This is a genomic window from Rhizobium sp. 01L410, from assembly GCF_056400165.1.
Genome location: NZ_JBFTST010000006.1, coordinates 334122 through 352767, shown reverse-complemented (window position 1 = coordinate 352767; position 18646 = coordinate 334122). Strand labels below are relative to the sequence as shown.

Sequence of the window (18646 nt, the reverse complement as noted above, 5' to 3'; positions counted from 1 at the left end):
TTGCGCAGGCGCGTCATTCCGCCGCCTTGGCGTCGATCATGGCGACCAGCGTTTCCAGCCGGTCGGCCTCGTAGCTCGGCTTGTCCGGACGCAGGCGCGAAATACGCGGGAAGCGCATGGCGACGCCGGATTTGTGGCGGGTCGAGCGGTTGATGCCCTCGAAGGCGACCTCGACGACGAAGCCGAATTCCTTGTCGGCGCGCACGGCGCGAACCGGCCCGAAACGTTCGGTCGTGTTGTTGCGCACGAACTTGTCGAGCACTTCGAGTTCCTGATCGGTGAAGCCGAAATAGGCCTTGCCGACCGGCACCAGCTGTTCCCCGTCCGGCATCTCGGCCCAGACGCCGAAGGTGAAATCGGAATAATAGCTGGAGCGCTTGCCGTGGCCACGCTGCGCATACATGAGCACGGCATCGACATTGTAGGGATTGCGTTTCCACTTGAACCAGGGGCCCTTCATGCGGCCAGCCTGGTAGATACTGTCGCGGCGCTTGATCATCACGCCTTCGATGACGGGATCGGGCGGCGCCGAGCGCAACTCGTCGAGCTCGTCCCAGGTCGTGAAATCAACCAGCGGCGAGAGGTCAAACCGGTCGTGGGGGGCCTGCTCGATGATCTCCGAGAGGCGGTCGCGGCGCTCGGTGTAGACAGTACCGCGGACATCCTCCTCGCCATCGAAGAGCAGGTCATAGGCGCGGATGAAGGCCGGGTATTCTTCCAGCATCTTGCCAGAGACGGTCTTGCGGTTCAGCCGCTGCTGCAGGTCGGAGAAGGTGCGGGTCGGATTGTTGGAACGCGCCGTGCCGCCGACCAGGAGCTCGCCATCAACGACGCCGTTGAAGCTGATCGCGTCCAGAATATCGGGAAAGGCGCCGGAAATATCGTCGCCGGAGCGCGAATAGATCTTTCGCGTGTCGCCGGCACGCGACAGCTGGACGCGGATACCGTCCCATTTCCATTCTGCGGCATAATCCTTGGGGTCGAGATTGGCGAGGTCTCCCTCCTCGACGGGATTGGCCAGCATGACGGAATGGAAGATCGCCGGCGTTGCCAGGATCGGCTTGCCGCCCTTGCCTTCCAGCCATTCGAAGAGCGATTCGTAGGGCGGCTCGAGGCCGTGCCAGAGCGTCTCGATCTCGGTGACGTCCTTTGCCCCGAGTTCGGCGAGCGCATGTTTGGCGAGACGGGCGGAGACGCCGATGCGCAGCGCGCCGGTGGCGAGCTTGATGAAGGCGAAGCGGCCGGAGGAATCCAGCCGGTCGAGGAGATCGCGGACATAGCTGCGGACTTCGGTGCGGCCGAGCGCATTCATCTGGCTGATGACTTCGCCGAGATGAGGCTGGGCGAGCGCGGAGCGTTCGATGTCCTTTTCGTTGTCCCAGACGAGAGAAATGGTTTCGGCGAGATCGCCGACATAGTCGTAGGAATAGCGGAACAGCACCTCGTCCATGCGCTCCAGCACCAGTTCGCGGAGCATGGCGGGCTTGACGTTGCGAACCTCCAGCGTGCCGGCGATGGCGGCGAGACCGTAGCCTCGGTCGGGGTCCGGAGTGTCGCGAAAATAGTCGGTGAGGAGTTTGAGCTTGCCGTTGCGGCTGGGCGTGAGGACCAGGCGGTCGAGGAGATCGGCGAAGGGTTTCATGGGTGGGCCTCGCCGGCGTTGCGGGTGTGGTACCCCCCTCTGCCCTGCCGGGCATCTCCCCCACAAGGGGGGAGATCGACTCGTGGTAACGGCCTCGCAAAGCAATTGGGGTTCGAGCGAGCGGCTGCGCCCAGCCAATCTCCCCACCTGTGGGGGAGATGCCCGGCAGGGCAGAGGGGGGTAACCACGAGCACCATCAATCCCCCTCATCCTCATAGCCCACCAGATGCAACGGCCGGGCCTTGACGCCCTGCAGCTCGCACCAGCGCACCAGCGCCTCCTCGCGCCCATGCGTCACCCAGACTTCCGCAGGGTGCAGCTCTGTGATCGTTTCGGTCAGTTCCGGCCAGTCGCAATGGTCGGAAATGACGAGCGGCAGTTCGACGCCGTTCTGCTTGGCGCGCTGGCGCACCATCATCCAGCCCGACGCGAAGGCAGGAAGCGGTTCGTGGAAGCGGCGGGCCCAGCGGTCGGCGAAGGCCGAGGACGGGCCGACGACGATGGCGCCCTTGAAGGCGGACTTGTCGCGGCCCTCGACGGTGGCGGGCTGGAGATCACCGAGGTCGATCCCCTGCCCCTGATAATAATCGCAGAGCCGCTCCATGGCGCCGTGGATATAGATCGGCTGGTCGTAGCCGGCATCGCGCAACAGGCGGATGACGCGCTGCGCCTTGCCGAGCGCATAGGCGCCGATCAGATGGGTGCGTTCCGGAAACTGGCGAAGCGAGGCGAAGACCTTGCGGATCTCATCCATGGGGTCGGGATGGTGGAAAACGGGAAGACCGAAGGTCGCCTCGGTGATGAAGACGTCGCATGGCACCGGCTCGTAGGGGGCGCAGGTCGGGTCCGGACGGCGCTTGTAGTCACCGGAGGCAACGATGCGAGTGCCGTTCTTCTCGACGGCGATCTGCGCCGAGCCGAGCACATGCCCGGCCGGATGGAAGCTGACCTTGACACCGTTGACATCGATCTCCTCACCGAAGGCGGCGGCCTGTTCACTGCCGGCGAAATCGTCGCCGTAGCGCAGCCGCATGATATCGAGCGTCTGGCGCGTCGCCAGCACATGGCGGTGGCCGGGCCGGGCGTGATCGGAATGTCCGTGGGTGACGAGCGCCCGATCGACCGGCCGGACCGGATCGATATAGAACCCGCCCTCCGGGCAGAAAAGGCCTTCGGGGGCCGGATACAGCAAGGCGTCGGGTCGCATCATCCACTTGAAGATAGCGGGAATGATGCGAAGAGCCAGAGGCAGGCAGAAATTGGCCGGATGCCGCCTATTTCAAGAGCTTCACCACCTCATCGACAGGCAGCGGCTTGGCAAACCTGTAGCCCTGGGCCTCCTCGCACTTCGCCCAGCGCAAGAATTCCAGCTGGGCGTCGCTTTCGACACCTTCGGCGACAACCGTGAGCTTCAGGGTCTTGGCGAGCGAGATGACGGCGGAGGCGATGGCGACGGCGGTCTTATCGGCCGGGAGCGCTTCCACCAGCGAGCGGTCCATCTTCAGGCGATCGAAGGGGAAGGTCTTCAGGGCCGCGAGGCTGGAATAGCCGGAGCCGAAATCGTCGATCGACAGGCGTACGCCGAGCCGGTGCAGGCGCGCCATGATGCCGAGCGCCTTGTCGACATCCTGCATGACGGTGCTCTCCGTCAGCTCGAGTTCCAGCCAGCGCGGATCGAGGCGGTGGCGCTCCAGCGCTTCATGGACATGGCAGGCAAAATCGGGATCGGCGAACTGCCTGGCCGAAACGTTGACGGCGACGGTGACCGGGTTCAACCCCTGATCCTGCCAGTCGCGGGCCTGGCGGCAAGCCTCGTTCAGAACCCAGAGACCAAGCTGGATGATCAGCCCGGTTTCTTCGGCGACCGGGATGAAATTGCCGGGCGGCACCAAGCCGCGCTGCGGATGCTGCCAGCGCACCAGCGCCTCCAGTCCGGCGGTTCGGCCGGAGGCGACCTCGACCTGCAGCTGATAATGCAGGCGCAGCTGATCGCCGACGATCGCCTGGCGCAGCTCCTCTTCTTCGCTGAGCGGAATATCGACGGCGTTTTCACCGTCGCCGCTATGATATTGCAGCGTGTTGCGGCCGAGTTCCTTGGCGCGGTACATCGCCTGATCGGCATTGGCGAGCAGCTCTTCCGGCGTACTGCCGCCTGAGGGAAAGGCCGCGACACCGATGCTGCTGGTGATCAGCAACTCCTCGCCATCCAGCGATACCGGCCGGGTGATCGCCTTCTGCAGCTCCCGAAGGCGGCGCAGGATACCGGCGTCGTGGCTGGACTGGTGAACGAGCACGACGAGAAATTCATCGCCGCCGAGGCGGACGACCATGTCGGAGGCGCGGACGCAATTGGCCATGCGCGCGGCCAGCTCCTTCAGCACCTCGTCGCCTGCGGCATGGCCGCGGCTGTCGTTGATGTCCTTGAAATTATCGAGGTCGATATAGGCGACGGTGACCTTGCGGTTGTTGCGCCCGGCCTGAAACAGCGTCTTGGCCATGCGCTCCTTCAGGAAGGCACGGTTCGGCAGGCCGGTCAGATCGTCGTGATGGGCCATGAAATAGATGCGTTCGTCGCCGCGCTTGCGCTCGATGGCGATGCCGGCGATGTGGGTGGCGAGCGCCACCATCTCCATCTCGTGGGCGGTCGGCTCGCGGACGGTGTTCGAATAGAGCGCGAAGGTGCCGAGCACATTGTTCTGAGAGGTCAGAACCGGCGCCGACCAGCAGGAACGGAGGCCGAATTCGGCGGCCACGCCACGGAAATCCTCCCAGAGCGGATCAATGGTCACATCGGACACGATGACCGGCTTGCCGCGCCAGGCGGCCGTGCCGCAGGAGCCGACCTTGGGGCCGATTGGCGTGCCGTCGATCAGCCGGCTGTAGGCGCCGGGCATGCTGGGTGCAGCACCGTGCAGGAGACGCGTACCGTCACGATCGAGAAGCAGGATCGAGCCGGCAATCCCGTCAAGCTCCGCCTCGACCAGCAGCACCAGCGCTTCCAGGATCATTTCAAGTGGCTCGTTGCGGGCGATCATTTCCAGGAGCGCCGACTGGCCGCGGCGGAGGTCTTCCTGGCGCTTGCGCTCGGTAATATCGCGCGACACGCCGATCAGGCCGACGACCTCGCCGCGGTCGTTGCGCAGCGGGATCTTCGAGGTCAGGCGGCACATGGGCTTGCCGCCGGCCACGGGAATGATTTCCTCCATGTCCAGTGCCGGAACGCCTGTCGACATGATCTCCTGCTCGACATCGAAGTATTTGCGGGCGAGATCGAAATCGAAGAGATCGAAGTCGCGCTTGCCGGCGATGTCGGCGGCATTGTCGAAATTGTGGCTGCGGGCAACGACGGCATTGGCAAAGACGAAACGGCTGTCGCGATCCTTGACGTAGAGAAAATCGGGGAGCTCGTGGACGATCGCCTTGAGACGCAGGTTCTCGATGCCATCGGAGTGATGGCGGGCGTTGGCGGCCATCATGGTTTCCGTTGCAGCGACCAGGCGCCTTGTCTCTTCTGCCAGCTCGCCGTCAGACTGCCATTGCGTGGCACTCATTTCATTCATGACGACACTCCGGCCGGCCTCGCGCCGGTGCGCTTGAAAAGTGACAATTGAAACTATGGGCAAGCTAACCGGGATTTCCTTCGGCTTGCTTAAATGGAAAGGTGAACGGCCGCCAAATAATTACCCGCAAGAGTTTGGCATTCGGCGCCCCGGTTACTACAGCGCAAGGTTTTTGTGCCAAAAGCAGGCATGCGCCAATGCGCCGATATCTGTTTCAGGGGCAACGCGCGAAAGGTCTGACATGTACAACCGCCGGGCTATACTTGGGCTCTTCGTATCGAGCCTTGCCCTGATTTCCGCAAGCCGCGCCTCGGCGGTCAGCAAGGCACCAGCGCTGCGCGGCGCGCTCGACGCTTCAAGCCTGCCGAAGGGCAGCCTGCAGGCGATGATCGATGAAGCGGCGAGAAGCGACACACCGCTCTACCTGCCGCCCGGCACCTACAAGGCGGCAAACCTGGAGCTCCCCGACGGGACGCGGATAGCCGGCGTATCCGGCGCCTCACGCATCCTGCACCGGGGATCGGTGAATTCAGCCGCGGGTGCCGCGCGCATCGAACTGTCAGGCATCGTCATCGAGAGCGACGGCGGCACCAGCGGCGAGCTGAACGGCGGGATGATGCAGCTCACCGGGATCAGCGCGCTCTCGATCGACAATTGCGAATTCCGCGGCGGGGCCAAGCATGGCCTGAGACTGGAAGGCTGCGCCGGGCGGGTCGAGCGCTCGCGCTTTTCCGGCGCCGGGCAGGCAGGCATTTTCGCGGTCAATTCGACGGGGCTGACCATCGACGGCAATGCCGTCAGCGATTGCGGCAATGGCGGCATTCTCGTGCACCGATACGACAAGGGCGAGGACAACAGCGTGGTGACGGGCAACCGGATCAGCCGCATCCGCGCCGATGACGGCGGAACCGGCGAGAACGGCAACGGCATCAACGTGTTCCGGGCCGGCGGGGTGATGATCACCAACAACCACATTTCCGACTGCGCCTTCACCGCGGTCCGCGCCAATTCCGGCGACAACGTGCAGATCAGCAACAACCAGTGCCTGCGCTCCGGCGAGACGGCCATCTACGTCGAATTCGCGTTTCAGGGCGCCGTCGTGTCCGGCAATCTCGTCGATGGCGCGGCGAACGGCATCTCGATCGCCAATTTCAACGAGGGCGGCAGGCTGGTCAGCGTCACCGGCAACGTGGTGCGCAACCTGACGCTCAAGGGTCCCTATAAGCCCGACGTCGCTTTCGGCACCGGCATCGCCGCCGAGGCGGATACGGTCATCTCGGGCAACGTCATCGAGGGCGCGCCCTATTGGGCCCTGCAGCTCGGCTGGGGACCATATCTGCGCAATCTGGTGGTCACCGGAAACGTCATCCGGCAATCGGCCGTTGGCTGCGCGGTGTCGGTAGCGGATGGTGCGGGAACGGCGGTGATCGCCGACAACATCTTCGAAGCCATGAAAGACGGGGCGGTGTTCGGTTATGCCGGGGAAAAGAAGGTTTCGGGCGATCTGACGAAATCAGGCGGCAGCGCCTATCCGCATCTCACGGTCGAGCGCAATCGCGTCCTCTGACATCGATCACAAACTTTCATCGATTCATCAGGGACACTCCCTTCCCCGCGCGCCGGGGCAACCGTAGTTTCGCGGCAGCAAATCAGGGGACATCGACATGCTGAAGATCTACGGCGTTTACCGCTCCCGCGCATCGCGCGTCTATTGGATGGCCGAGGAGCTCGGCATTCCATTCGAATACATCCCGGTGCTGCAGTCCTACATGCTTGCCGACCCGGCAGCGGCGGGCGCACCGCTGAACACGCGCTCGCCAGAATTTCTCGCCATCAATCCGATGGCACTGATCCCGAGCATCAAGGACGGCGATCTTGTCATGCACGAGTCGCTGGCGATCACGGAATATCTCGCCAAGAAGCATGGCGGCCCGCTGGCGCCGAAGACGCTGGAGGAAGATGCGCTGATCAACATGTGGACCATCTGGGCCGCATCCGAGGTCGAGGTGCAAACCTTCCAGCTCGTCAAGACCTATGACAATGCGCTGGAGAAAACCGAAGGCGGCAAGTCGGTGATCGCGGTCGCATCACGCCAGCTGAAGCGGCCGCTCGACGTGCTCGAACTGCATCTTACCGGGCGGGAATGGATTGCGGCTGATCGCTTCACGGCCGCTGACCTCAACGTCGCCGAAGTGCTGCGCTATGCGCAAAGCGAGCAGGCGCTCTTCGATGCGCGCCCCAATATCGACGCCTGGATCAAGCGCTGCCAGTCGCGGCCGGCCTACCTGAAGATGCAGGCCGGGCGCACCAACGAGCCTGTCTGATCAGGCAAACAGCGCCAGTGTTTCCCGCATTTCAGAGCGGATCCAATCCTTGAAGGCGCGAACCTTTTTCGGTTCGCGCGTTCCTTCCGCAGTGATGAAATAGTGGCCGAAGCCGGTCCTGGCGCGAATGCCGAACGGGGCGACCAGCTGCCCGGCCTGCAGCGAATAGCCCGCCAGCGTTTGCCAGGCGAGCATGACGCCCTGCCCGGCCATGGCGGCATCGAGGCAGAGCGAGGCGTCGTTGAAGACGTGGCGCGTCGTCAGTGTCGAGCCAGAGAGACCCGCTTCACGCATCCAGACTTCCCAGGAGAACATCGCCTTGCCGTCGATGATGGCCGGAAGCTCCAGGATATCGCGCGGCTCACGAAGGCCTTCGGCAATGCGTGGCGCGCAGACCGGAAACACCTCCTGCTCCAGCAGCAATTCGGCCCTGACGCCCGGCCACTGGCCATTGCCGACGCGGATACCGAGATCGACATCCGAGGCCGCCGGATTGACGAGCTTGGTCGTGGCGTCGATCCGCAGGTTGATATCGGGGAACTGTTCGGCGAAGCGATCGATGCGGTAGACCAGCCATCGCGCCGCAAAGACCGGCGCCACCGAAATGGTCAGCGTCGTTTCGTCCGTCTTCTGCGCCATCGACACGGCTTCGGAGAGGCGCGCCAGGCCTTCGCTCAGCGCCGCCAGCACTGGTGCACCGGCCTCTGTCACCACCATGCCCTTCGGCGTGCGCTCGAAGATCAACTGATCCAGCTGCGCCTCGGCCTTGATCACCTGCTGGCTGACGGCACCAACGGAGACACCGAGCTCATCGGCCGCCAGCTGTAGCGAGCCGAGACGGCCAGCTGCCTCCAGCGCGCGCAGGCCATTCAGATGAACGGAGTTTAGGTTTCGCATATAGTTTTTCTATAGCGAACTGCGGGTAAACTCAATTGAAATGAGGACAGCTGAGGCCGATACTCGGGGCATAACTTCTACCGGACTTCAACATAAGCAGTGCCTCCCAAGCATGCTATCGTGAGAAGCCGGCAATAGAGAAAGTGAGGCAAGCCATGTCATTGCTGAAGTTTTTCTGGAGCGAAAGAGACTCCAAGCACGAACGGGAGATCAACGAGCCGGCCGCCGATCGCGCGATTGCCGCGATGTCTCAGCGCGAACTCGCCGATCTCCCGTCAACCTTCCCGGCGCCGCGGCCGACACGCTACGAGCTGCCACGGCTTTCAAGGTGTGCGTGAGTTTTGGCTGCAGTTGTGGCATTAGGAAGGGAGGAGCGTGTGCCCCATCTAGTGCTTCAGGCAATCTGACGGGCTCCGGGCACGGTGACCCGCGGATAGGGAGCAGCCATGACGGCCGACACAATGGACAGCCTCTTTAACCGCCTGATCCGGCTTGCGGCCGAAGCGGGATTGCCGGGCGTGGAAGAAAGCACGTCCTTTGGTAACCCTGCCCTCAAGGTCGCGGGCAAGGCCTTCGTTTCGGTGAAGAACAACGAGACCCTGGTGCTGTCGATAGCCATTCCCGACAAGGAGCACCTGATCGAGATGGCGCCGGAGATCTATTTCCAGACGGACCATTACAAGGGATGGCCGTCGCTGCCGGTACGCGCCGCCAATATCGGCGACGGCGAATTGCGGCAGCGGCTGATCAATGCCTGGCTGTTCCGGGCACCGAAGAGGCTCGCTGCCACCTTCAGCCGTCAGACCTGATCGGCAGCCAGCGCCGCCCTGACCGCCGGACGCTCCAGCATCCGCGCATGATGAGCGGAGACCTTGGGGAACCGTGCCATGTCCACACCGTCGCCGGGCAGCCAACTGGCCATGGTGAAGAGATAGGGATCGGCCACGCTATATTGCCCGCCCATCACCCAAGGGCCCTCGAGCATCTTGTCTTCGATCATCTGGAAGCTCTCGGCCATGGTCTGTGGCACCTTGGCGGCCATGGCCGCAATGGCGGCGGGATCATCGGCCCAGCGGCTGCCGCGGCGGCTATGCGCATGGTTCACGTGCACGGTCGAAGCGATATAGCTGTTGAAGGCCTGCATGCGGGCGAATTCGAAGGGATCGTCAACAGGCGCCAACTTTGCCTGCGGCGCGATTTGGGCGATATATGCAAGGATGGCAACGCCTTCGGTCAGCACGCCGCGATCGGTGACCAGTGCTGGAACCCGGCCCTTCGGATTGATCTTCAGGTACTCAGGCGAGCGCTGCTCGCTGTCCTTGAGGCTGAGCTTTCTCGGCTCATAGGCAAGGCCCGCTTCTTCCAGCGCAATCAGCGTTGCCAGCGCGCAGGTACCCTGGCCGAAATAGAATGTCAGCATGGTGATCTCCCTTTTGGGGAGATGATATATCGCGGCGGCGCGGGGGCAGCCATGGGGAAATTGGACGCATTTGAAATGCGCCCCTCAGCCCATCCTTGTCGCTGGGATGAGGGGCGACCGGGTCACGCCGCCGCAGCGCAGCCCGGCACATCCTCGAGCCGGTGCCAGACGGGAATGCCCCGCTCCCGGGCAATCCGTACGTCGTTATCGGCGCCCTTGGATGCACCGGGAAGGCGCAGCACGCCCTCGCAAAGCTCCAGCAGACGGTGGGCGACGGGATAGAAGATTTCTTCGTGCAGGGCATCGCCGATCACCTTGCCGCCCGCGGCGTTCCAGACCGGTAGCGCCACCCATTCGCCAATCATCGGCACATGGCCCGCCTTGAACAGGGCATAGGACGGCGCTTCCAATGCCTTCAGGTTCGCCGCCATTTTCACCGGGTCGTCACCCGTTCCCGACCGGTAGGGACCGGCAATCAAAATCAACATGACCAAACTCCACAACTCCCGGCGTCATGCACGGGATTTCACGATAATGCGCGAAATCGCTTGCATGTCGAGTCGTAACCGGCATTATCGCGGAGTTTTGTAAATTTTCGTGCAGGACAATGCTGACCACACAACGCAAATCCCTGATCCTCGATATCCTGCGCCGGGACGGCCAGGTGATTGCCAAGCGCGTTGCCGAGGAGTTCTCGCTGTCCGAGGACACGATCCGCCGTGACCTTAGGGAGATGGCGGGCGAAGGATTGCTGAGGCGGGTGCATGGCGGAGCGCTGCCGGTTTCGCCCGATCTGCCTGATCTTTCCACCCGGCGCGCGGTCGCGTCCGAGACCAAGCAGCGGCTCGGCGCTTTTGCGGCTGCGATGGTGAAGGCCGGGCAGATGATCTTTCTCGACGGCGGCACGACGACGGCGGAGATAGCCAGGCGGCTGCCGCGCGACATCGCCTTCACGGTCGCGACCCACAGCCCGACGATCGCCGCCGAGCTGGAGCATCACCCGACGGCCGAGGTGATCCTGACCGGCGGGCGGCTTTACAAGCATTCGATGGTGGCAACGGGGGCAGCCGCGATGAGTGCGATCGCGCAGCTCCGGCCCGACATCTTCTTTCTCGGGGTTACCGCCGCCCATCCCGTGCACGGCCTGTCGACCGGCGATTTCGAGGAGGCGGCGATCAAGCGGCATATCGCCCGCTGTTCGGTGGAGACCTATGTGATGCTGACGGAAGACAAGCTCGACCGCGCCTCGCCCTGTCCTGTGCTCGACATCGTCGATATCTCCGGAATGGTCATCCCCGAAGGGATCGGCGAGGAGCGGCTGGCGCCCTACCGCGCGCTCAACGGCGCGATCCTCGAAGTGTGAACGGCTCCAGCAAGCGCTCGCGCAGGACCGCCGCATCCTGCGGCAGCAGCGTCGCGCCAAGCCCGGCAGCGAACATCGCCAGCACCGCGTAGGCAGGGACCATGCTACCGGTGCCGAGATCAAGCACCGCTTCCAGCGGCGCCTGCGCCCCGGCGAGCGTCTCAGCGAGCCAGGGCATGCCGATGAAGCGGGCGGGCGCGGCGCCGAAGCCCGGCGTTTCGGCGAAAGCAGTCAGCGTGCCATAGGCGGCGCAGAACCAGAGAAGCCCGCGCAGCCACCGCCATTCGCCGAACGGAACGGTGCGCCCCTCCTCGAAAGGGATCGCCAGATAGGCGCAGAGCACATTGATGAACAGGAAGGCGGCAGGCAGGCTTTCCGCCACCATTTCCGGCCGCAGCTGGCCGGTCCAGCCGGCAGCAAGGATTCCGGGAAAGGCCGTCGAGGCATAGAACCAAACGAGTGCCGCTGCGGCCCAACCCCATCCGCAGCGCAGATATCGCAGCCGTCCCACGGTGCAGATCACCATGATCAGGCTCGCCAGGCCCATGCCGGCAGGTTTCATGGCGCCCGACATGCTGACGACGATCGGTCCGCAGGAGCCCGCGACTTCAGCGCAACCGGAGACGGCGACGACGATCCAGGTGACGTAATCGAAGCACATGGAAAAGAACAGGAAGATCGCCACGGCGATCAGCATCCACCAGATATAGCGGCCTGCAAACATATCCTGCCCTCATGGCATCGAGATCGAAACCCCACGTTTCGAAAGCCGCGCCATTGTAGGACAAATCCCGGCGGCCGCACGCGCCGTCGCCGGAATTGGTTTAATCCATATTAGTATTTGCTGATTTTTGTAGGACTGATGTGCCGCAACGGCACGGATGATCAGGCGAACGCAGCCGTGGCGCGCACCTCGCCCACCACTGCGCCATTGCGATTGTGGATCGGCCGGGTGGCAATCGCCATCAAGGCCGCGTGCGTTTCGCCGCCCTTCTCGAAAAAGCGGGCGAGCGTGGCGGCGACCATGGCTTCGGCGGCGCGCGTCGTGCCGTCCTCGCATTTCAGCGCGACAGCAATTCCCTGCTCCGGAACGGCGGCGCAGAAGACGCCCTCGGCGCCGGTCTTGGCGAAGATGCGGCCGGGCGCGATCTGCATCAGCGCCGTGCAGGTGCCGCCGGTCCCGGAGACATAGAAGGGCTCGGCCATGCAGGCCTCCATCAACCGCTTCGCAGCCTTGGCGCGAAGAGGCTCGAGACCATTGCCCGTCGTCATCTTCGCGAAACCATGGGCAAGCCGCTTCAGCGGCACGGCATAGGTCGGGATGGCGCAGCCGTCGATGCCGCAATTGTCATGGGCGAGCACGGCGCCCGTCAGGCTTTCCATCGTGCCGCGGATTTGTTGCTGCAGCGGATGATCGTAGCCGACATAGCCCTTCAGCTCGATACCCTGATGGACGCAGGTGCAGACGAAGCCGGAATGCTTGCCGGAGCAATTGTTGTGCAGCGCGTTCGGCTTGTCGAGCGTGCGGGCCTGATGGATCAGCGTATCCTGATTGGACGACCAGTGTGTGCCGCATTCGAGCACGCTTTCATCGCGTCCGGCGCGCGCCAGCATAGAGGCCGCCCGCGCCACATGTGCATCCTCGCCGTAATGCGAGGCGCAGGACAGTGACAGCTCCTTGTTGCCGAACCCGAAGGCATCGGCCGCACCACTTTCGACCAGCGGCAGCGCCTGCATCGCCTTGCAGGCAGAACGCGGGAAAACGGCGGCATCCGCATCGCCTAGCGAAAACACCACCTTGCCATCGCCATCGACCGCAACCACCATGCCGCAATGACGGCTTTCGACGAGCGAACCACGGGTGACTTCGACGGTGACGGGATTGGACATGGGGGATATTCCGGGTGGTTGACAGGGATGCTGAAGGCATAGCGCCGTCCGCCGATAAAGCAACGCCTTTCAGTCCGCCGTCAGGCGCAATTGCGCCATCATGATCGGGAATATCGTCCTATCGTTGCTGTTCGGGGGCTTTGGCGACTATGCGGTTTTTGAAGCGGCTGTTTCTGGCGATACTCATCATCTACCTGCTTCCGGCGCTGGCTTCGGCCGGATGGTGGGCGCTGAAGGAGCGGCCGAAGAGCTGGCGGGAGGCGAAGTGGACGTCATCGGGCGTGCTGCCCAAACCGGATGCCGATGGCGAGGCAGCGATCTACATCCTTTCGGCAGCGACCGGCGGGATGAAGGGTGCTGTGGCCAGCCATTCGTGGATCGTCACGAAGGGAACCGGCGACACGGCCTATAACCGCTACGACAAGGTCGGCTGGGGCTCGCCGATCCGCCGCAACAACTATCAGCCGGATGCCTACTGGTACTCAAACACGCCTCATATCGTACAGGCGCTGAAGGGACCGGAAGCGGTAGCCCTGATCCCGGCGGTCGAGGCGGCGATCCAGTCCTACCCGTTTGCCGCGACCGGCGATTACCGGATCTATCCGGGCCCGAACTCCAACAGCTTCGTCGCCCACGTGCTTCGAGCCGTGCCGCAACTCGGCACCGTGCTGCCCCCCGATGCCGTCGGCCGGGATTTCCTGACCGACGGGCGCTTCTTCGAGATCGACCCTGACGGGCGCGACATGCATGCGACGCTCTATGGCCTGATCGGCTTTGCGGCTGGCGTGCGCAGCGGCTTCGAGGTGCATTTCATGGGACTGGTGGCGGGCGTCGATATCGCCAATCCGGGGGTGAAGGTTCCGGCGTTCGGACGGGTGGGGATCTGAGGGCGTCCCGCCTCATTTCATCGATACGATGCCCATCTGTTTCAGAAGCGCCAGATTGTCCTCGATATGCCAGTTGTCGGTGACCTTGCCCTTGGTGACCTTCAGGAGATCGGTGGCGATGAACTCGATGGCCTGCCCGGAGCCCTTGGTGGTGCCGAATGAGCCGGTGAAATGGCCGCGGAAGATCATGTCTACGGTGACGTAGTCGCCAGCGATGATCATCTTGCGGACCTCGACCGAAAGGTCGGGAACGGCGGCACGGAAATTTTTGGACGCGAAGGCTGGCCCTTCAGGACCTTGCGGCCTGCCTTCCGGCAAGGTGTGATCGGTGAAGGCGGGTGCGATCGCCTGCTTGAGATCAGCCTCGTCGCCGGTGTTCCAGAAAGCATAGAAATGCCGGGCGGCAGCTTCCGTGCTCTTTTCGGCATGCCCCGGTTTCGGCGAATGCACGATCTCGTCGATCTTCAGCGGCGCGGATGCGCTTGCCGGGAAAGCCACCGATGTTGCGATGGCAATGGCGGCAAGGCCGGCCTTGAGGGTTGCAGTGATCATCGTCTTGTTCCCTTTACTATCGCTCAGTTGGTCTTGGCGTCTTCGCGGAAGACGAGTTCGAGGAGGATGCCGCCGGGCGTGCGGACGAAAAGGCGCCGCTCGCCAAGCTCGGGTAGGTCCATGGTGGAATAGGGTGTCGCGGCATCGTCAAGCTTCTTGCGGAACACCTGATAGCCCTGGAGGCGGAAGCCGACATGATCGATGGTCTCGGCATCCCTCCCGACGGCGGCGCCAGCGCCGGGAATGAGATGAACGACAGGTTCGCCTTCGTCATAAAGCCAGTAGCCCGGGAAACCGAAGTCCGGACGGGCGCCAACCGTCAATCCAAGAAGATCCTCAAGAAAGACCTTTGTGCCCTTCATATCCGCAGTGCGCAGCGTGACATGATCGATCAGCATGGCATCACCCGATCGCGCCGCCGCCATCGACACGCACGGTCGAACCGGTGGCAAAAGGCGTCGTCATCAGGAACAGCACCGCATTGGCGATATCGGATGGTTGCCCGATCGTCTTTGCGGGCAGATTGCCGGCAATGCGCTCGAACATGGCATTTCGGTTTGCCTCGTCCATCTTCGACCAGAGCGGCGTATCGATGACCCCCGGCGAGACGGCATTGACCCGGACGGGCGACAATTCAAGCGCAAGACCGCGGGCCAGCGATTCCAGCGCGGCGTTGATGGCGCCCTGCAGGACCGAGGATGCCGAAGGGCGTTCGCTCAGGAAGCCGGAGATGAAGGTCAGCGATCCGCGTTCGGCGAACTGCGCGGCCCTGGCGATGCGATAGGCGCCCCAGAACTTGCTTTCCATGGCGCGCTTCGCATCGTCGAGCGAGAGCTTGCGCACGGGCCCCGATGGGGTCTGCGCTGCGGAAATGACGATATGATCCCATGCGCCGCTTGCCGCGAGGAAGGCCTCGACGCTGCCGGCGTCGCCGGTATCGAGAATTGCCGTCGCCACTCCGCCGCCGATCAAACGCGCTGCTTCGGCAAGCTTGTCTGCGGATCGTGAAGCGATGGTGACTGCGGCGCCTGCGGCAGCGGCCTGCTCTGCGACGGCAAGACCGATGCCGGAGCTACCGCCTACGACGAGAACGCGCTGTTTTTCCAGGGATGTCATCTGTTGCTCTCCTCTATGCAGCAACACCGTGCCGCGGTTTCGATGGAGGGACTGTAGCCCGGTCTCGTTGTTGTCATAATTGATATTGTTGTCGATAGTCTCTTGCGATATCAGCAATAATATGAGCGACAATTTTCTCGACATGCTGGTCTTCGTGCGGGTCGTGCAGGCGAAGAGCCTCTCCGGCGCGGCTCGCGAGCTCAATTTTTCGCTGACAGTTGTCAGCCGGAAACTCTCGCGGCTCGAGGAACGGCTCGGTGTGCGGCTGGTCAACAGGACGACCCGCTCGCTGGCTTTGACCGAAGAAGGCGCGCGCTTCTACGAGCGTTGCGTCCAGATCCTGGCCGAGATCGACGATGCCGAAACCGAGGCTTCGAGCGGAAGCGACAGGGCAAGCGGGGTCTTGAAAGTCACCTCGACCTTTGCTTTCGGTTGCCGGTGGCTGGCGCCGATCCTTTGGGACTTCCAGCAGGCCCATCCCGACCTGCATGTGCACCTGGACACCAATGACGGCGTCGAGAACATCGTCGATGCCGGATACGATCTCGCCATCCGTTTCGGATCGCTCTCCGATTCTAGCCTGATCGCCCGCCAGATCGCGCCCAACCGGCGCGTCATCTGCGCGGCGCCGGCCTATCTCGATCGCCGGGGACGGCCGAAGACTGTCGACGATCTCCCCGGCCACGACATCGTCGCCTTCGGAGAGCCGCCGAACACCCATTGGGCTTTTGCCGATGGCCGCAGCGCCAATGTCACCAGCAGTCTCACGACCAACAACGGCGAGCTTGCCCACCGCTGGGCACTTTCCGGCGCGGGACTGGTGCTGAAATCGATATGGGATGTCCGCGACGACATCGACAGCGGCAGGCTCGAGGTCGTGCTGCCCGAAGCACGGCTTGCCGCCGCGCCGATCCACGCGGTCTTCCCCCATAGCCGTCTCGCCGCAGCCAAGGTCAGGCTCTGCATAGACTATCTCTCGGTAACGCTGCGCAAGGCATTCCCGGCCGAGGCGCAGTAGGCGGATCACGCCAGTTCGCAGCGCATCACATGAATTGACACCGGTATCACAAACAATCGTTTTTCGATGGCAGCAGGCAGGATTAGAGGTAGCGCATCAGGAATCATAGTCATGCCCTCTGCCTTCTCCGTCATCCTCCGCGAACCGAAAATCCGCATTCCGGCCGTCACACTGGTGGCGCTCGCCTTCACCTATGCTTCGACGCTGCCTTATCAGTCGATCATCGGCATCAACGAGCTTGGGATGAGCGACGGCGCCTATTCGGCGCTGGTGTTCTTCTCGGCGCTGGCCAATGTGGCAACCAGCCTGACGCTGGGGATATGGTCGGACCGGATGGCCGACCGGCGGCCGCTGGTGCTGGCGTTATCTGTCTGCGGCATGATCGGCTTCGGCTCGGTCTTTGTCTTTCATACCGCGCCGGTGTTCATCCTCTGCGTGCTGCTGCTGATCCCGGCGAGCAACTCGACCTATTCGATCCTGTTTGCCAGCATTCGTGCCACCACCAACACGATGGATCGCGGGCTGGCGGGATCGATCTCCTCGACGGTGCGGGCGCTCTATTCGGGATCCTGGGCGCTGGCGCCGGGGGTGATCGGGCTTTATCTGGCGACCGCGCAGTCGATGACGCCGGCCTATGGGATTGCCGGGGCGGCGAGCCTCACCTGCTTCTGCCTGTATTTCTTTTTTGCGGGGAAGACGCCGAAATCGTCGGGGCCGCTCGCCGATGCGCCAGGTTTCCTGCCGTCGCTGAAGCGGATCGCCCAGCCCTATATCCTCAAGCGCATCATCGCCATGTCGCTGCTGCTCGGCTTGCAGCGGCTGAACACCATGCTGTCGCCGCTGATCATCACCCATCCGGCCGGCGGCACGGTGGTCGATGTCGGCTTCATGGCGGGCCTCGTCGCCTTCCTCGAAATGCCGTTCATGATGATGTGGGGGACGCTGCAGAAGCGCTTCCGCAACGTGCATATCCTGGCTGCCGGGGCGTTGATCTACTGTCTCTACCTGACGCTGGCAGGCTTCGCCTCGGCGCCCTGGCATATCTATTCGCTGGTGCTGATCAATGCCTGCGGGGCAGCCGCCATCCTCAGCGTGCCGATCACCTATCTGCAGGACCTGATCGCCGACCGGCCGGGGCTCGGCAGCTCGCTGATCTCGGTCAGCGTCTTCATCAGCAATGGTGTTGCCGCAACGATCTTCGCCATCGGCACGACGCTGACGGATTATTCGGGAACGGCGCAGATCGCCGCCCTTGCCGGTCTCGGGGCGATCGCCTTCCTGCTGGTGCTGGAAAGCAGCAAGCGGCAGCTGAGCCCAGCTTAGGCGCTGATCCTGTAAGCGCAGCGCCGGGCGCCGAGCAGGATATGTTCGGAGCGCTCGACGGTAGCACCAAGCACGGCGCGGAAGGTTTCGATCTCCGAGCGGCAGAAGCCGGCACAGACAGCGGCGGCGGCGCAGATCGGGCAATGGTTTTCGACGAGCATGAAGGAGCCGTCGTCCTCCTGCCAGCTGTCGGCCATGTATCCCTCGCGGCTTCTGACAGCAGCGAGCTGCTTGACACGATCGGCGAGGGCGGTGGCCGAGACGTCCTGGCGATAGCGGGCAAGCGTTTCCGTCTCCCGGGCCGAGATGACGGCATCGAGCGCGCCGCGGCCGAGCTCAGCGGTGATGATGCCGAGCAGGCCGGCAGTGAGCTCGGCATGGCCATCCGGGAAGGTCTGATGGCCAGCAGCCGTCAGCTGCCAGAGCTGTTTCGGGCGGCCGCGGCCGGAAGACGGTTCGCTCACCGGCTCGGTGAGCCCTTCTTCAGCGAGCTTGGTCAGCTGCTGGCGGGCGGCCTCCGCGGTGATGCCCAGATGGGCGCCGACATCGGTGCCGAGCTGCGGACCTTCGGTCTTAAGCAGAAGCAGGATACGGTTGGCAGGCGATTGGCGCATTTATTTTTCCAAGTCCACGCTTGTTTTAATAACACAAGCA

At 63.3% G+C, this 18646-nt stretch carries 20 protein-coding genes; 8 read left to right on the top strand and 12 right to left on the bottom strand.

Annotation, left to right across the window (positions count from 1 at the left end):
- Nucleotides 1-13: 13 nt before the first annotated feature.
- The 3 genes from AC1DV9_RS16045 to AC1DV9_RS16035 all read right to left on the bottom strand — a co-directional run bounded on the left by AC1DV9_RS16045 (nt 14) and on the right by AC1DV9_RS16035 (nt 5202).
- On the bottom strand, nt 14-1642 hold the full coding sequence (locus AC1DV9_RS16045; protein WP_477949018.1) for a cisplatin damage response ATP-dependent DNA ligase: 1629 nt from the start codon (nt 1640-1642) through the stop codon (nt 14-16).
- A gap of 196 nt (nt 1643-1838) precedes the next feature.
- Complete coding sequence (locus AC1DV9_RS16040) at nt 1839-2849, bottom strand: ligase-associated DNA damage response exonuclease (protein ID WP_477949080.1); 1011 nt, start codon at nt 2847-2849, stop codon at nt 1839-1841.
- A gap of 67 nt (nt 2850-2916) precedes the next feature.
- Nucleotides 2917-5202 carry a putative bifunctional diguanylate cyclase/phosphodiesterase gene (locus tag AC1DV9_RS16035; RefSeq protein ID WP_477949016.1) on the bottom strand — a complete coding sequence of 762 codons (2286 nt, stop codon included), beginning with the start codon at nt 5200-5202 and terminating at the stop codon, nt 2917-2919.
- A gap of 241 nt (nt 5203-5443) precedes the next feature.
- Here AC1DV9_RS16035 and AC1DV9_RS16030 point away from each other — a divergent pair, with 241 nt between their 5' ends.
- Both AC1DV9_RS16030 and AC1DV9_RS16025 read left to right on the top strand, forming a co-directional pair.
- Nucleotides 5444-6769 carry a TIGR03808 family TAT-translocated repetitive protein gene (locus tag AC1DV9_RS16030; RefSeq protein WP_477949014.1) on the top strand — a complete coding sequence of 442 codons (1326 nt, stop codon included), beginning with the start codon at nt 5444-5446 and terminating at the stop codon, nt 6767-6769.
- Nucleotides 6770-6866: 97 nt separating this feature from the next.
- Nucleotides 6867-7526 carry a glutathione S-transferase family protein gene (locus AC1DV9_RS16025; RefSeq protein WP_310291694.1) on the top strand — a complete coding sequence of 220 codons (660 nt, stop codon included), beginning with the start codon at nt 6867-6869 and terminating at the stop codon, nt 7524-7526.
- Here AC1DV9_RS16025 and AC1DV9_RS16020 read toward each other — a convergent pair whose 3' ends face one another.
- Complete coding sequence (locus AC1DV9_RS16020) at nt 7527-8423, bottom strand: LysR substrate-binding domain-containing protein (RefSeq protein WP_477949012.1); 897 nt, start codon at nt 8421-8423, stop codon at nt 7527-7529.
- 155 nt (nt 8424-8578) lie between these two features.
- Here AC1DV9_RS16020 and AC1DV9_RS16015 point away from each other — a divergent pair, with 155 nt between their 5' ends.
- Together AC1DV9_RS16015 and AC1DV9_RS16010 are read left to right on the top strand one after the other, a co-directional pair.
- Nucleotides 8579-8761, top strand: coding sequence for a hypothetical protein (locus AC1DV9_RS16015; protein ID WP_477949010.1), 183 nt, complete (start codon nt 8579-8581; stop codon nt 8759-8761).
- A gap of 108 nt (nt 8762-8869) precedes the next feature.
- On the top strand, nt 8870-9232 hold the full coding sequence (locus AC1DV9_RS16010; protein ID WP_477949008.1) for an MmcQ/YjbR family DNA-binding protein: 363 nt from the start codon (nt 8870-8872) through the stop codon (nt 9230-9232).
- On the opposite strand, the gene AC1DV9_RS16005 is transcribed toward AC1DV9_RS16010, so the two are convergent.
- Both AC1DV9_RS16005 and AC1DV9_RS16000 read right to left on the bottom strand, forming a co-directional pair.
- Nucleotides 9223-9843 carry a glutathione S-transferase family protein gene (locus AC1DV9_RS16005; protein WP_477949006.1) on the bottom strand — a complete coding sequence of 207 codons (621 nt, stop codon included), beginning with the start codon at nt 9841-9843 and terminating at the stop codon, nt 9223-9225. The genes AC1DV9_RS16010 and AC1DV9_RS16005 overlap by 10 nt on opposite strands.
- A 122-nt stretch (nt 9844-9965) precedes the next feature.
- Entirely contained in the window at nt 9966-10331 is a 366-nt protein-coding gene (locus AC1DV9_RS16000) for a DUF4406 domain-containing protein (RefSeq protein ID WP_477949004.1), read from the bottom strand.
- 119 nt (nt 10332-10450) lie between these two features.
- On the opposite strand from AC1DV9_RS16000, the gene AC1DV9_RS15995 reads away from it, so the two are divergent.
- The gene (locus tag AC1DV9_RS15995) at nt 10451-11206 is read left to right on the top strand and encodes a DeoR/GlpR family DNA-binding transcription regulator (RefSeq protein ID WP_477949002.1); all 756 of its coding nucleotides are present in this window, start codon (nt 10451-10453) and stop codon (nt 11204-11206) included.
- On the opposite strand, the gene AC1DV9_RS15990 is transcribed toward AC1DV9_RS15995, so the two are convergent.
- Both AC1DV9_RS15990 and AC1DV9_RS15985 read right to left on the bottom strand, forming a co-directional pair.
- The gene (locus AC1DV9_RS15990) at nt 11181-11930 is read right to left on the bottom strand and encodes a hypothetical protein (RefSeq protein ID WP_477949000.1); all 750 of its coding nucleotides are present in this window, start codon (nt 11928-11930) and stop codon (nt 11181-11183) included. The two genes, AC1DV9_RS15995 and AC1DV9_RS15990, sit on opposite strands and share 26 nt — an antisense overlap.
- 161 nt (nt 11931-12091) lie before the next feature.
- Complete coding sequence (locus AC1DV9_RS15985; protein ID WP_477948998.1) at nt 12092-13096, bottom strand: asparaginase; 1005 nt, start codon at nt 13094-13096, stop codon at nt 12092-12094.
- Between the two features lie 149 nt (nt 13097-13245).
- On the opposite strand from AC1DV9_RS15985, the gene AC1DV9_RS15980 reads away from it, so the two are divergent.
- A complete protein-coding gene (locus tag AC1DV9_RS15980; RefSeq protein ID WP_477948997.1) occupies nt 13246-13983 on the top strand; it encodes a DUF3750 domain-containing protein in 738 nt (245 codons plus the stop codon).
- A 12-nt stretch (nt 13984-13995) separates the two neighbouring features.
- Here the strand turns inward: AC1DV9_RS15980 and AC1DV9_RS15975 are convergent, their stop codons facing one another.
- Genes AC1DV9_RS15975 through AC1DV9_RS15965 form a run of 3 tightly spaced genes read right to left on the bottom strand, consistent with a single transcriptional unit; the run spans nt 13996 to nt 15651 of the window.
- A complete protein-coding gene (locus AC1DV9_RS15975) occupies nt 13996-14535 on the bottom strand; it encodes an ester cyclase (protein WP_477948995.1) in 540 nt (179 codons plus the stop codon).
- Nucleotides 14536-14558: 23 nt separating this feature from the next.
- A complete protein-coding gene (locus AC1DV9_RS15970) occupies nt 14559-14933 on the bottom strand; it encodes a VOC family protein (RefSeq protein ID WP_477948993.1) in 375 nt (124 codons plus the stop codon).
- A gap of 4 nt (nt 14934-14937) precedes the next feature.
- Nucleotides 14938-15651, bottom strand: a complete 714-nt coding sequence (locus AC1DV9_RS15965) for an SDR family oxidoreductase (protein ID WP_477948991.1) — start codon at nt 15649-15651, stop codon at nt 14938-14940.
- A 121-nt stretch (nt 15652-15772) separates the two neighbouring features.
- On the opposite strand from AC1DV9_RS15965, the gene AC1DV9_RS15960 reads away from it, so the two are divergent.
- Both AC1DV9_RS15960 and AC1DV9_RS15955 read left to right on the top strand, forming a co-directional pair.
- The gene (locus AC1DV9_RS15960) at nt 15773-16669 is read left to right on the top strand and encodes a LysR family transcriptional regulator (RefSeq protein WP_477948989.1); all 897 of its coding nucleotides are present in this window, start codon (nt 15773-15775) and stop codon (nt 16667-16669) included.
- A gap of 111 nt (nt 16670-16780) precedes the next feature.
- The gene (locus tag AC1DV9_RS15955) at nt 16781-17992 is read left to right on the top strand and encodes an MFS transporter (protein WP_477948988.1); all 1212 of its coding nucleotides are present in this window, start codon (nt 16781-16783) and stop codon (nt 17990-17992) included.
- Here the strand turns inward: AC1DV9_RS15955 and AC1DV9_RS15950 are convergent.
- On the bottom strand, nt 17989-18606 hold the full coding sequence (locus AC1DV9_RS15950; RefSeq protein WP_477948986.1) for a helix-turn-helix transcriptional regulator: 618 nt from the start codon (nt 18604-18606) through the stop codon (nt 17989-17991). The two genes, AC1DV9_RS15955 and AC1DV9_RS15950, sit on opposite strands and share 4 nt — an antisense overlap.
- Between the last annotated feature and the right edge of the window lie 40 nt (nt 18607-18646).